General features: G+C 56.2%; 10 protein-coding genes and 4 tRNA genes. 5 read left to right on the top strand and 9 right to left on the bottom strand.

The window, feature by feature from the left end:
* Positions 1–346: 346 nt before the first annotated feature.
* The 5 genes from hemC (at position 347) to SPG90_RS21385 (ending at position 5,828) form a co-directional block, all read left to right on the top strand.
* Complete coding sequence (hemC, locus tag SPG90_RS21405; RefSeq protein ID WP_045403863.1) at positions 347–1,288, top strand: hydroxymethylbilane synthase; 942 nt, start codon at positions 347–349, stop codon at positions 1,286–1,288.
* The gene (hemD, locus tag SPG90_RS21400; protein WP_126304500.1) at positions 1,285–2,025 is read left to right on the top strand and encodes a uroporphyrinogen-III synthase; all 741 of its coding nucleotides are present in this window, start codon (positions 1,285–1,287) and stop codon (positions 2,023–2,025) included. The genes hemC and hemD overlap by 4 nt, the downstream gene beginning before the upstream one ends.
* A 20-nt stretch (positions 2,026–2,045) precedes the next feature.
* Positions 2,046–3,242: a uroporphyrinogen-III C-methyltransferase gene (gene hemX, locus SPG90_RS21395; RefSeq protein WP_023309632.1), complete on the top strand. Its 1,197-nt coding sequence runs from the start codon at positions 2,046–2,048 to the stop codon at positions 3,240–3,242.
* A gap of 2 nt (positions 3,243–3,244) precedes the next feature.
* Complete coding sequence (gene hemY, locus SPG90_RS21390; protein WP_023309633.1) at positions 3,245–4,444, top strand: protoheme IX biogenesis protein HemY; 1,200 nt, start codon at positions 3,245–3,247, stop codon at positions 4,442–4,444.
* 172 nt (positions 4,445–4,616) lie between these two features.
* Complete coding sequence (locus SPG90_RS21385) at positions 4,617–5,828, top strand: MFS transporter (RefSeq protein ID WP_126304498.1); 1,212 nt, start codon at positions 4,617–4,619, stop codon at positions 5,826–5,828.
* Between the two features lie 507 nt (positions 5,829–6,335).
* Here the strand turns inward: SPG90_RS21385 and SPG90_RS21380 are convergent.
* The 9 genes from SPG90_RS21380 to wzxE form a co-directional block, all read right to left on the bottom strand.
* A tRNA-Pro gene (locus SPG90_RS21380) sits at positions 6,336–6,412 on the bottom strand.
* A gap of 45 nt (positions 6,413–6,457) precedes the next feature.
* Positions 6,458–6,543 (bottom strand) — tRNA-Leu (locus SPG90_RS21375).
* Positions 6,544–6,565: 22 nt separating this feature from the next.
* A tRNA-His gene (locus tag SPG90_RS21370) sits at positions 6,566–6,641 on the bottom strand.
* A gap of 67 nt (positions 6,642–6,708) precedes the next feature.
* Positions 6,709–6,785 (bottom strand) — tRNA-Arg (locus tag SPG90_RS21365).
* Positions 6,786–6,887: 102 nt separating this feature from the next.
* The gene (thrP, locus tag SPG90_RS21360) at positions 6,888–8,273 is read right to left on the bottom strand and encodes a bifunctional threonine/serine APC transporter ThrP (RefSeq protein ID WP_023309635.1); all 1,386 of its coding nucleotides are present in this window, start codon (positions 8,271–8,273) and stop codon (positions 6,888–6,890) included.
* Between the two features lie 197 nt (positions 8,274–8,470).
* Positions 8,471–9,211: a lipopolysaccharide N-acetylmannosaminouronosyltransferase gene (gene wecG, locus SPG90_RS21355; RefSeq protein WP_126304496.1), complete on the bottom strand. Its 741-nt coding sequence runs from the start codon at positions 9,209–9,211 to the stop codon at positions 8,471–8,473.
* A gap of 12 nt (positions 9,212–9,223) precedes the next feature.
* Positions 9,224–10,576 carry an ECA oligosaccharide polymerase gene (wzyE, locus tag SPG90_RS21350; protein WP_023309637.1) on the bottom strand — a complete coding sequence of 451 codons (1,353 nt, stop codon included), beginning with the start codon at positions 10,574–10,576 and terminating at the stop codon, positions 9,224–9,226.
* A complete protein-coding gene (locus SPG90_RS21345; RefSeq protein WP_047743368.1) occupies positions 10,573–11,652 on the bottom strand; it encodes a TDP-N-acetylfucosamine:lipid II N-acetylfucosaminyltransferase in 1,080 nt (359 codons plus the stop codon). The genes wzyE and SPG90_RS21345 overlap by 4 nt, the downstream gene beginning before the upstream one ends.
* A complete protein-coding gene (gene wzxE / locus SPG90_RS21340; protein ID WP_126304494.1) occupies positions 11,649–12,899 on the bottom strand; it encodes a lipid III flippase WzxE in 1,251 nt (416 codons plus the stop codon). Before wzxE ends, SPG90_RS21345 begins: the two co-directional genes overlap by 4 nt.
* Position 12,900 lies beyond the last annotated feature (1 nt).

The raw sequence follows: 12,900 nt of genomic DNA, 5'->3' as shown, positions 1-12,900 counted from the left end.
TATCGCCTGATGTTTCCGGGTGTCGCAAGCTATTCAAAACACGAATAACAGCGGACCCGCAGTATTTCAAAAAGATAACCGTTACCCTTTTTCGCCCTTATCATTTTTGGTGGTACCGACGAAAAAATGGTCTAAAACGTGATCAATTTAACACCTTGCCGGTTGACCGTAAAGAAAGATGCGCTACATACAAGTGTAGCACCGTTCTGTACGTGTAAATTCCTGAATACGGCTATGGCTGACGAATACGCCGCCCTGTCCCTCTCGCGCTTCATCAACCGTAAAACTGCCATCCCAGAGTCAACAATGTTAGGATGGTTAGCGATTGATAATGACGGTAACAAGCATGTTAGACAATGTTTTGAGAATTGCCACACGCCAAAGCCCTCTCGCGCTCTGGCAGGCACATTATGTGAAGCAGCGCCTTGAAGCCTGCCACAGTGGATTGCGCGTCGAGCTGGTGCCGATGGTCACGCGCGGTGACGTGATCCTCGATACGCCGCTGGCGAAAGTGGGTGGCAAAGGCCTGTTTGTCAAAGAACTGGAACTGGCATTGCTTGAGAACCGCGCCGATATCGCCGTACATTCAATGAAAGACGTGCCCGTCGAGTTCCCGGAAGGACTGGGGCTGGTGACCATCTGCGAGCGCGAAGATCCGCGTGATGCGTTTGTCTCTAACCACTATGACTCGCTCGACGCGCTGCCGGAGGGTAGCGTGGTTGGCACGTCCAGTTTACGCCGTCAGTGTCAGCTGGCAGAGCGCCGTCCTGACCTGATCATTCGCTCGCTGCGCGGTAACGTCGGCACGCGTCTGGGCAAGCTGGATAACGGCGATTACGATGCCATTATCCTCGCCGTTGCCGGCCTGAAGCGTCTGGGGCTGGAGTCGCGCATTCGCGTGGCGATGCCGCCAGAGCTGTCGCTGCCGGCCGTGGGCCAGGGTGCCGTCGGCATCGAGTGTCGTCTGGACGATGCGCGTACCCGCGAACTGCTCGCGCCGCTGAACCATGACGAGACCGCTATACGCGTAAAAGCCGAGCGTGCGATGAATACCCGCCTCGAAGGGGGATGCCAGGTACCGATTGGCAGCTATGCTGAATTAACAGAAGGCGAACTGTGGCTGCGCGCGCTGGTGGGCGCCCCGGACGGTTCGCAGATGGTACGCGGCGAACGTCGCGGTAAAGCGCAAGATGCCGAGCAGCTTGGCGTGTCGCTGGCGGAAGAACTGCTGGATAACGGCGCCCGCGAGATCCTGGCTGACGTTTATAATGGAGAGCCCCCTGCATGAGTATTCTTGTCACCCGCCCTTCTCCCGCAGGAGAGCAGTTAGTGAGCCGTCTGCGCGCACTGGGGCAGGTGGCCTGGAGTTTTCCGCTCATTGAATTCTCCCCCGGTCGGGAGCTCTCCGCGCTCGCCGACCAGATGAATACTCTTCAAGAAGGCGACCTGCTGTTTGCACTGTCGCAACATGCCGTGGAATTTGCCCACGCGCAGCTGCAACAGCAGGGTTTGACCTGGCCAGCCGCCCCCCGCTATTTCGCGATTGGCCGCACAACGGCACTGGCGCTGCATACCGTAAGCAGCGTGGACGTTTGTTACCCGTTAGATCGGGAAATCAGTGAAGTCTTGCTACAATTACCTGAATTACAAACTATTGCCGGAAAGCGCGCGCTCATTTTGCGCGGTAATGGTGGCCGCGAGCTGCTGGGCGAAACGCTGCGTGAACGTGGTGCAGACGTGACGTTCGTTGAGTGCTATCAGCGTTGTGCAAAACACTACGATGGCGCGGAAGAGGCGATGCGCTGGCACGCGCGCGGCATTAATACGCTGGTGGTCACCAGCGGTGAAATGTTACAACAGCTTTGGTCGCTGATACCGCTCTGGTATCGCGAAAACTGGTTACTCCGCTGTCGGCTTCTGGTCGTCAGTGAGCGTCTGGCGTACCAGGCCCGGGAACTGGGCTGGCAGGATATTCGGATCGCTGATAACGCCGACAACGATGCGCTGCTGCGCGCATTACAATAACTCTCAAATGGGAAGCCATAATGACGGAACACGACAAATCCTCCGCCGTGGTTGAAGAGACCAGGGAGACTGTGGAGACGACGCCACAGCCAGAGACGACAGAGAAAACCGCTGAGAAGAAAAACGGCAGCAACAAAACGAGCCTCGCGCTAAGCGCGATTGCCATCGCCATTGCGCTGGCTGCAGGGGTTGGCTTGTACGGCCTGGTGAAGCAACAGGGCGCTAACCAGACGTCCACCAGCGATGCGCTGGTGAATCAGCTCACTGCCCTGCAAAAAGCGCAGGAGACGCAGAAAACCGAGCTGGAAACGGTGATTAAGCAGCAGGCCGCCGCGCTTGCCGAGGCGAACCGCAAACAGGAAGAGCTGGCTAAACAGCTGGGCGACGTGCAGCAGAAAGTCGCCACGATTTCCGGTACCGATGCCAAAACCTGGCTGCTCTCGCAGGCTGACTTCCTGGTGAAGCTCGCAGGACGTAAGCTCTGGAGCGATCAGGACGTCACCACTGCCGCCGCGCTGCTGAAAAGCGCCGATGCGAGCCTGGCAGACATGAACGACCCGAGCCTCATTACCGCACGTCGCGCGATCACCGAAGACATCGCCAGCCTCTCCGCCGTCTCGCAGGTGGATTACGACGGCATTATCCTCAAGGTGAACCAGCTGTCGAATCAGATTGATAACCTGCAGCTGGCGGATAATAACGACGACGACTCCCCGATGGATTCCGACGGTACCGAGCTTTCCAGCTCCCTGAGCGAATGGCGCATAAACCTGCAGAAAAGCTGGCAGAACTTTATGGACAGCTTCATCACTATCCGCCGTCGCGACGAAACCGCCGTGCCGCTGCTGGCGCCGAACCAGGATATCTATCTGCGCGAGAACATCCGTTCCCGCCTGCTGGTGGCGGCTCAGGCCGTGCCGCGTCATCAGGAAGAGACCTACAAACAGGCGCTGGATAACGTCTCAACGTGGGTACGCGCCTACTACAACACCGATGATGCGACGACCACCGCCTTCCTCGAAGACATTGATAAGCTGAGCCAGCAGAACATCACCATGAACGTGCCGGATAAGCTGGCCAGCCAGCCGATTCTGGAGAAACTGATGCAGACGCGCGTACGTAACCTGCTGGCGCAGCCGGGCGTACCGGCAGAGCCGTCGGGCGGAGCGGCACCTGCCCCGGCTCCGGCGCCTGAAAGCGCACCGCAAGGAGAGTAATGATGCTAAAAGTTCTCTTACTCTTCATCCTGCTGATCGCCGGGATCGTGCTGGGCCCCATGCTTGCGGGCCATCAGGGTTACGTCCTGATCCAGACCGATAACTACAACATTGAAACCAGCGTAACCGGCCTGACGATCATTCTGATCCTCGGCGTGGTGGTGCTGTTTGCGATCGAGTGGATCCTGCGCCGCATTTTCCGCACCGGTGCCCACACGCGCGGCTGGTTCGTTGGACGTAAACGCCGCCGCGCCCGTAAACAAACCGAGCAGGCTCTGCTTAAGCTTGCTGAGGGTGACTATCAGCAGGTTGAAAAGCTGATGTCGAAAAACGCTGACCATGCTGAACAGCCGGTGGTGAATTATCTGCTCGCAGCCGAAGCGGCGCAGCAGCGCGGTGACGAAGCCCGCGCTAATCAGCATCTGGAGCGGGCGGCAGAGCTGGCGTCCGGTGACCCAATTCCTGTGGAAATTACCCGCGTCCGCCTGCAGCTGGCACGCAATGAGAACCACGCGGCTCGCCACGGTATCGATCGCCTGCTGGAAGTTGCGCCACGTCATCCGGAAGTGCTGCGTCTTGCCGAGCAGGCGTATATTCGTACCGGCGCCTGGGGTTCGCTGCTGGACATCATTCCGTCGATGGCGAAAGCCGAGGTGGGCGACGATGAACATCGTGATGAGCTGCAGCGTCTGGCATGGATTGGCCTGATGGATCAGGCGCGCGCCGACCTGGGCAGCGACGGTCTGAAAACGTGGTGGAAGAATCAGAGCCGTAAGACGCGCCAGCAGGTTCCTCTGCAGGTCGCCATGGCGGAACATCTTATTGAATGTGACGATCATGACACGGCTCAGGAGATCCTCCTCGACGGCCTGAAGCGCCAGTATGACGATCGTCTGGTGATGGTGATCCCGCGCCTGAAAACCAATAATCCTGAGCAAATCGAAAAAGTGCTGCGTCAGCAGATTAAAAGCGTCGGCGATCGTCCGCTGCTGTGGAGCACCCTCGGTCAGTCGTTAATGAAGCATGGCGAATGGCAGGAGGCGAGCCTCGCCTTCCGTGCGGCGCTGAAACAGCGTCCGGACGCGTTTGACTACGCGTGGCTTGCCGATACGCTGGACAAGCAGCATAAGCCGGAAGAGGCAGCCGCCATGCGGCGTGACGGATTGCTGCTAACGCTGCAAAATAACGGTACGCAGCAGTAAATAAAAAGGAGGCCAGAGGGCCTCCTTTTTTTATCGCCTTTCTCCTGCTACATTCTTTGCACCCACATCCGCAAACGAATCCGCCAATGTAACGATGTCTTTTCATTAACCTTTTTTCACACACGCGCACATTTTGCAGCGTGGACTAAATCGTTTTTGAAAGGAAATCTCAATGAACTCGCTTTTGTATGCGCTTATCCAGGCGCTGCGCTGCCACCGCTGGCTGCGCCTGCTTGCCTGTGCTTTTATCTTTTCGTCACTGGGGAATGGTCTAACCCAGGTTGTGGTCTTCGGTTTGCTGCTAGCGTGGTCAGCCCCGCCCGCTCTGCTCACTCTCGCTTTTCTTTTCGCTACGGTACCTGGGTTCATCGGCAGCATCTTAGGCGAAAAACTGTGCTCGCTCTTTTCGCCGATATCGCTGCTGATACTGACCGAGGTGCTGGGCTTGCTCGCCCTGCTCTTTCCTCTGCTTGGCGTGGGTTACCACAGCGTTGCCGCATTGCTCGCCGTGCAATCCACCGAAGCCCTGCTCAGCGGGATGAGCTGGCCCGCGCTGACATTGCTCTTTAAGCGCGGACTTAGCGAAGCAGAGCTGCCCGCTGCAACCTGTCTGGAAAATGTGATTTTCGCTTCTCAGGTGTTATTAGGGACCGGACTCGGCGTGGTGCTGTTTCAGAAGACATCCGTGTTTACCCTACTGGCCATTGATGCCGCGAGCTTTCTGGGCTCATTAGTACTGCTATGGCTGGCTGGGCGCCGGTTTTCTCCGACACCAGGCCCCACCACTATGGAAAAGGGGGATGCTGCAACATTACGCTGGCAGGCGTTGACCGTTCGGCAGAAACGCAGCCTGCTCATCCTGCCGGCGCTGGCCGCCGTCGGCTCACCGGCGATGGCGCTTCTTCCGGCACTGGCCCAGCAGCTCCGTCCTCAGGATGCGGCGGGCCTTGCTTTGCCTTTGCTTTTCGCGAGAAGTCTGGGGCAGCTTAGTGGCCCCCTGCTGCTAAAAAAAGAGAGCCTGACGCGCTTTGCGGCCCACACGCCACGAATAATCGTTTGCCTGAGCATCTTTCTGGCCGCTTATGGCATGCTGCCGTTTTTGTCCGGGTGGACAGTATGTGCGCTGGGGATGATCTTTATCGCGCATCTGGCCTCGAATGTTCTCTTCGCAGCGGGCACGTTTGGGGTACTCAGTAGTTTTCCTCTCACGCAAACCGCTTCGGCCAGCGGTAAAGCCTGGCGCTGGCAAACGCTCAGCGCCTCTCTTTTCACCGGCATTGCAGCGGCGGTGGCTTCAGGGTTTGGCTCAGTACAGGCGCTCTATGCTGTCTCTGCATCGGCCCTGCTGATGGTTGCCCTGATCATGCGCTTGTATCGGGAATAAGGCATAAAAAAACGCCTGCTATAAAAGCAGGCGTCAAAACAGGTCTGTAAGACAACATATTTGGTGCTTCACTCAACGTTGTGTCCATGGTGTCTGATGAGGCCGAAGCGACATCTGTCAGTGGACGATAAGCACCGTAAATGGCTCTGCGTCATTCCTGAGTTTATGAGGCACTAAGGCGAACATAAGAGATGGAATGAGCATCTACACGCATATTATTGCACGTAACGTGCCAACATAACACCCAGAACTTTTACATGACGCAATATTTTAAGATAAAAGGAAATTATGCTGCTAAGCGCCGTCTTAAGCGCTACAACGTATCGGGAAAAGGCGGGAATATGTCGCCAGGAGGAGACAGCAAAACCCATAAATGTTTTTTTATCTAACTTTCAATGAGTTGTATGTCGCTGGATTGCGACAATGAAAAAGGACGCTGTCGGAGAATGACTACAGGGATGAGAAGCCGCAGAAAACAAAAAACCCCGCCGAAGCGGGGTTCAAAATTGGTCGGCGAGAGAGGATTCGAACCTCCGACCCACTGGTCCCAAACCAGTTGCGCTACCAAGCTGCGCTACTCGCCGATGTACTGCTTTTTGAATTTTTAGTTCAATTCATTTAAAAAGTCGTGGTGCGAGGGGGGGGACTCGAACCCCCACATCCAAAGGACACTAACACCTGAAGCTAGCGCGTCTACCAATTCCGCCACCTTCGCAATTCACAACTCTTTCAAATAATGGGGTGGCTAATGGGATTCGAACCCACGACAACTGGAATCACAATCCAGGGCTCTACCAACTGAGCTATAGCCACCACTGTATTCTTTCACGCGGTACTGACTACTTCTCAGACCACCGCAGCTCTAGCGCCGGGACTAAAATGGCGCGCCCGACAGGATTCGAACCTGAGACCTCTGCCTCCGGAGGGCAGCGCTCTATCCAGCTGAGCTACGGGCGCTTAGCGCCGTTGCGGGGCTGGATATTACGTACCTCCGTCCCCGCTGTCTAGTGCTTTTTTGAAAAAAATGCGCGTTTGGTTATGGTTTGCACATTTTGCCGCTTATTCCTCCACTTTCTGCGTGGTGCCGCGGCGACCCAGGCCAAAAAGCTTATATGCGGCCGTCACAGCCGCCAGGAAGATCATCCCGACAAACAGCGACATGCGGGTATCTTCATTAAAGTACATGCCGATTAATACGCAAATCAGGAACGCCATCGTCAAATAGTTCGCATAGGGGAACAGAATTGAGCGGAACGGATGGCTTTCGATCGCTTTTTTATGCGCATGCCGGAAACGTAGCTGGCTGATGAGGATAACAAACCACGGCACCATGCCCGGCAGTACGCTGGCGCTGTAGACGTAAACGAATACGCGCTGCGGGTTAGGAATGATGTAATTCAGGCAAGAGCCAATCAGCAGGATTACAATGGAGACCGCCACACCCGCCACCGGTACGCCGGCACGTGAGACTTTACTCATCGCCGCAGGCAGCTGGTTATTCTTCGAAAGCGCATAGAGCATACGCCCGCAGCTGTACATCCCGCTGTTACAGCCTGACAGCGCTGCCGTCAGGACCACAAAGTTGATGATGCCCGCCGCCGCCGTGATACCAATTTTGGCGAAGGTTAAAACAAACGGGCTACCCGTCGTGCCAATTTCGTTCCATGGGAAGATAGTCACGATGACGAAGATCGCGCCCACATAGAAAATCAGGATGCGCCACAGCACTTTGCCCACCGCGCTACGCAGCGTGACCTGCGGGTTTTTCGCTTCACCGGCGGTAATACCAATCAGCTCCACGCCCTGATACGAGGCCACAACGATACACAGCGCCGTCAGGAAGCCCTTCCAGCCGCCGGCAAAGAAGCCGCCGTTTTCGGTCAGGTTGCCAAAACCGATAGCGTGTCCACCGTTGCCAAAGCCGAAGAAAATCACGCCCAGGCCGACGACAATCATCACGATAATCGTGGTGACTTTGATCATTGCGAACCAGAACTCAATTTCACCGTAAAGGCGCACGGCTGCCAGGTTTGCCAGCGCCACCAGCCCCACGGCAATGAGCGCGGGTATCCACTGGACCATGTCCGGGAACCAGAACTGGACGTAGACCCCTATCGCGGTGATCTCTGAGATGCCCACCGCCATCCACATAAACCAGTATGACCAGGCCGTCAGGTAGCCGAAGAAGGGGCTCATATAGCGATGCGCGTAAACGGCGAAAGAGCCGGTTACCGGCTCCAGGAAGAGCATTTCGCCCATGGAACGCATAATGAAGAAAACAAACAGCCCGGCGATAATATACGCCAGTAATACGGAAGGGCCTGCCCATTTGAGCGTGCTTGCGGAGCCCATAAACAGGCCTACGCCGATAGTGCCGCCCAGCGCTATCAGTTCAATATGACGAGCTTCCAGCCCACGCTGTAGCTCCGGTTGTTTCTCTGCCATAGATCCTCGATTGTGTTTGCTATTTCCCGGCTTAATACCGGGTATTGTTTTTTAGGGGTACTAAAATACGGAGCGAATGGTTTCCTAAAATCTGCCAAATGGCAAACGATGCATTAAAAAAATGAATGCATTGCACAGATTATCAGCAGTTTTGCAGGCGAGTTGCAGCGCGAATAGCATATCGCGCTACATTTTGATTACATTTTCCCGGTGTAATGCCAGGCGAGGTAGCGTAACAGACGGATCTGTCGTTTGATGCGCGTCGGTTGCGATAGCAGGCGGTACAGCCACTCCAGCCCCAGATTTTGCCAGACCTTTGGCGCACGCTTAACGTGGCCGGTAAAGACGTCGTACGTGCCGCCGACGCCCATGTAGAGGGCATCAGGACAGACCAGACGGCAGTCACGCATCAGGATCTCCTGACGCGGGGAACCCATCGCCACGGTGACAATTTTCGCCCCGCTGTCACGAACGCGTTCAAACAGAGCCTGTCGATCTTCCGGTTTGAAGTAACCATTCTGGCTGCCGACAATATTAACATTCCATTGACGACACAGTTTCTCCTCCGTCTGGGCCAGTATCTCCGGCTTTCCGCCAATCAGGAACACGGGCGTACCCTGCACACCGGCGCGGGCCATAAGCTGCTCCCAGAGATCGGCCCCCGCCACGCGGGATACATTAGCGTCAGGATACTTTTTACGGATAGAGCGAACTACGCTGATCCCGTCCGCGTATTTAAATTCAGCCGCTTCAATCAGGCTTTTGACTTCCGCATTATCCTCAACCGCCAGCATTTTTTCCGCGTTGATGGCCACCAGCGTACCGGATTTCATCTGGCCGTCGGCGAACAGAAAGTCCAGCGCGTGCTGCATGTCGCGCCAGCCAATAAGCTGCAGGCCACGTAGCGCGTAGCGCGGTGCAGAAATTTTATCAGTCATTACTATCCTTACTCAGACTTGCGACAGCGTTGTGCTGCCCTGCCGCTCGCGCTTGTGCACGAGCCCTGCGCTGTCAAATAGCCAGTACAACAGTTTGGCCAGCAACAGGCAGAGGCCGAAAACGACCATGAAGAACACCACGCGCGACACGAACGAGTCCAGCCCTTCGCGCGCCAGAACGATCATATTGAAAATGGCACCAAAGCAGAAACTGTGCAAAATGGCGGCTTTATAGCGGTTGGTCTCTTCATTGCCGCGCAGATAAAGCCAGTCAAACCACTTGATAATCAGCCCAACGGCAACTGCACCGGGCAGAATGAACCACGCCCCCCCCATCACCACCAGGGAACCAATCAGCGTTGGCGAGATTGCCAGACCGGAATGGTTGTTCAGCACTTCCCAGGTAAAGTAATTTGCCGTGTTAAGCACCACGCCAGGCCGGTCCGGCCATAGCCAGGAAGGGATAAAGACGTAGAAGTCGCGAACAATCGGCGCCAGCCCCTGGAAATCAATCTTGTCGTAGTTTTGCAGCAGCAATGCCAGGTTTTCCCACGGGGAGAAGGTATCGCGCGTCAGGTAGAGGAACGTGTAAAACGCCTCATCGCCCGCCACGTTCATCCCGTAGCGCTTCAGCGCCAGCCAGAACATCCCCACAATGCCAAACACGCCTGCCGCAACCAGCATCCACAGCGAGATCCAGCCGCGGATGATGCCGATAAACAGGAAGATGGCGAAGGCGATGATAATGTTCGCGCGCGTGCCGCCCACAATCATGTAGGTCAGAATGCCAAACGCGACGGTGCTGACCAGGAAGAATAGCCACGCTTTGCTGTCCTGGCGCAGAAAAAAGACCACCAGCATCGCCGGAATGAAGAAGTAGAAGAAACGCTTAAGCGCCACGCCCGAGACTTCGGCCGAAAAAATCTGGCTGTAGGAGTGGAGCTTAAACAGCAGAAAGCCGTTATGCATGAAGAAGATACCGACGCTGACCAGGGCGATGGTCATCAGCATCACCCACGTCAGGTGGGTTTCCACCCGATTCATGGTAAAAAGCGGCCGGCGCGGGGCAGCAGCCTGCGCTGAACGAAGACGCGTTTTATAGGTGACGTAGTAGACGGCATAGAAGCAGGTCGCCGCCAGAAGCGCCTGAAGCAGGATTTCCGGCGGTGCGACGCTCACGTCAAAACGGAAGACCAGAATGCTGGTCAGCGGGAAGCCGAAAAAGAAGGTCAGCAGAAACAGTAACGAGAAGAAAACGTTAAAGTTGAAACGTACCCGGCGGAATTCAAACCAGGTAAGCGTGGCAATAAACAGGGTGCTCAGAAGCCAGACAACCAGTAAGCCGCTGAATTGCAACTGACTCATGCTTTGTCTCCTGAAGCGATACGCAGCGCGCGGTGCCACGGCGTGAGGTAATTCGGGCTGAAAAAATCGATGCTATTTTTATCCACCAGCGTGAGCTGGCGTTGGGCTTCCCGAACCACCTCGACATTCAGCGTGTCTGAGGTAAACAGCACCGGAATATGCTGCTCGGCCATGTCCTGCCAGAACGGATTGTCGCGGTTGAGCACGCACGGTACACCCGCCTGAATCAGCAGACACAGCGTGCCGATTCCCTGCTGTCGTGCGAAGATGAAATAGCCAAGATCGCATTTTCTCAGCAGCGCAAGATATTCATCAAATTCCAGCTTATCGCTAAGGATGTGCAGGTTTTCTGCACTAAACAGCGCAAGCCCCTGTTGGCGAACGTCAGCAATATAGGCGTCGTTGTTGGCGGGATAGCCCATCGGCACCACAACATTCACCGTGTCGCCAAACTGCTGATGCACCGCCCTGAGCGCCGCGACGTGTTCGTTACTGCGATCGCCGGAATTCCCCACCAGGATCGTCAGCTTGCCTTCACGCACCGCGTCATTCGCCATGGCGTTCAGCGCCGGATCCATGCGGGTCGGGAAATAGAGTAGTTCTCCGCGCACGTTCGGGTGCTGTTTAGCAAAATAGTTGAGATCGCCACGGGTGGCAAACACACAGCCTACGCGCCCCTGCGCCATGCGCCGCAGCGGATAGAAAAGACGGAATTTCCAGCCGCGGGAGACTTCGTAGAGATCGGCTCCCCAGATATGCCAGCTGCACTGGGAAGGTTTAATCCCCCCGCTGAGCAGTGCCAGCCACAGGCCGGTATTGAACTGCCCGTGGAAAAAGAAACGTTGCTTACGATCCGCTTTGGCTTTTGCAATGACCGCCTTCGCCAGCGCGGCCTTATCCGGCCAGAAGCGAATCGTCAGCGCCGGAAACGCCTCGCTCAGGCCCTTATCCTGACCTGCAACCATAAACTCACGCGCATCAGGATTACCCGATGCCAGCTCGTCGTTGAAGAACCGCAAAACGGTCTGGTTATGGTGTGGGATATCCGATCCCAGGATGTGAATCAGTGCAGTCATGCGCGTTTACGCCACAATAAAAATACGCCGCAACAGGCGGCGAAATAAACGATATAGGTTGCCATGTAGGCCTGAGCCGCCCCCAGCGCACCGTGCGCGGGTATCAGCCAGTGTGAAAATGCTGTCAGTAACGCAAACTGGCTAATTTCCGCCAGGATATACAGCCGCAGGGACGCTTTTGCAATCACCAGATAGCCGAAAACGTAAGCCCCCACTTTCAGCACATCACCCACCAGCTGCCATGCAAAGAGATCGCGCATGGCGGTGAACTTCGCCGAGAACAGCAGCCAGATGGCGACATCGCGCAGTAACCAGACGGTAAAGCTGGCCGCCGCGACGGCAGGCAGCACAAAGCGCAGAGATCGGAAAATCTCGCGCGTAATTTCTTGTCTGGACGTCAGGCGCGATAAGGTTGGCAGCAAATAGACGCTAAAGGAAGCCGTTATAAATTGGAGGTATGCATCGGAAATGCTGCTCACGCCCTGCCAAATCCCGACTTCATCCCAGCTATAATGCGCCGCCAGCAGGTTTCGCATCATCACGTAGGCTACCGGCAGCGTGACGGAGGTGATGAGCGCCATCAGGGTAAATTTACCCAGCTGGCTGGCAAGCATCGTGTCCCATTGCGGTTTCAGGTAGCTCAGAGGGATGACGCCCCGACGCATCAGCATAAATGCCGCAGGCACAACAACCAGGGCCGGGACCAGCGCAAGCCCCAGCAGCGCGCCTTCATAGCCGCCAAGGCGATAGCAGAAGTAATAGGCAATCACGCCGATGACGCTGCCCAGGATTAAGGCAAGCGCGTTCCCGGCGGCATCACGAAAACCTTTCATCAGCGCCAGCAGCAGGTTTGCCCAGGCAATGCCCATCTGAACCAACGCGACCAGACGCACCAGCCCCTGATAATGGGGGTGCCCGAACAATCCCTGGCTGATGGGCGCCGCCGCCAGCAGAAAGACAACCGCCATCAGGGTCGAAAAACCCGTGACCATCGCCGAAGAGGTGCCCACCACCCTGCGCAGCTGAGCCGCATCATCGTGATACTGCGCAACGTATTTGGTGACGCCGTTGAAAATACCGGCGCCGGCCAGCACGCCAAGGACGGTAACGAGCTGGCGGAAATTACCCGCCAGCCCCACGCCAGAGGGGCCAAATGAGACGGCCAGCAGCTTGACGACCAGCAGCCCGGCGCCAATTTTTACAAGCGTGGACGCGGCGGTCCACACCGATGCTTTTGCCAGAGACATA

The organism is Enterobacter sp. D2 (genome assembly GCF_034427575.1).
Taxonomy (GTDB): domain Bacteria; phylum Pseudomonadota; class Gammaproteobacteria; order Enterobacterales; family Enterobacteriaceae; genus Enterobacter; species Enterobacter cloacae_M.
This window is presented reverse-complemented; position numbering and strand designations above follow the sequence as displayed.

Coding starts and splice junctions, on each gene's coding strand:
- hemD (WP_126304500.1), top strand. CDS start 1,285: ATGAGTATTCTTGTCACCCGCCCTTCTCCCGCAGGAGAGCAGTTAGTG.
- wzxE (WP_126304494.1), bottom strand. CDS start 12,899: ATGTCTCTGGCAAAAGCATCGGTGTGGACCGCCGCGTCCACGCTTGTA.
- wzyE (WP_023309637.1), bottom strand. CDS start 10,576: ATGAGTCAGTTGCAATTCAGCGGCTTACTGGTTGTCTGGCTTCTGAGC.
- thrP (WP_023309635.1), bottom strand. CDS start 8,273: ATGGCAGAGAAACAACCGGAGCTACAGCGTGGGCTGGAAGCTCGTCAT.
- wecG (WP_126304496.1), bottom strand. CDS start 9,211: ATGACTGATAAAATTTCTGCACCGCGCTACGCGCTACGTGGCCTGCAG.
- SPG90_RS21385 (WP_126304498.1), top strand. CDS start 4,617: ATGAACTCGCTTTTGTATGCGCTTATCCAGGCGCTGCGCTGCCACCGC.
- hemX (WP_023309632.1), top strand. CDS start 2,046: ATGACGGAACACGACAAATCCTCCGCCGTGGTTGAAGAGACCAGGGAG.
- hemC (WP_045403863.1), top strand. CDS start 347: ATGTTAGACAATGTTTTGAGAATTGCCACACGCCAAAGCCCTCTCGCG.
- SPG90_RS21345 (WP_047743368.1), bottom strand. CDS start 11,652: ATGACTGCACTGATTCACATCCTGGGATCGGATATCCCACACCATAAC.
- hemY (WP_023309633.1), top strand. CDS start 3,245: ATGCTAAAAGTTCTCTTACTCTTCATCCTGCTGATCGCCGGGATCGTG.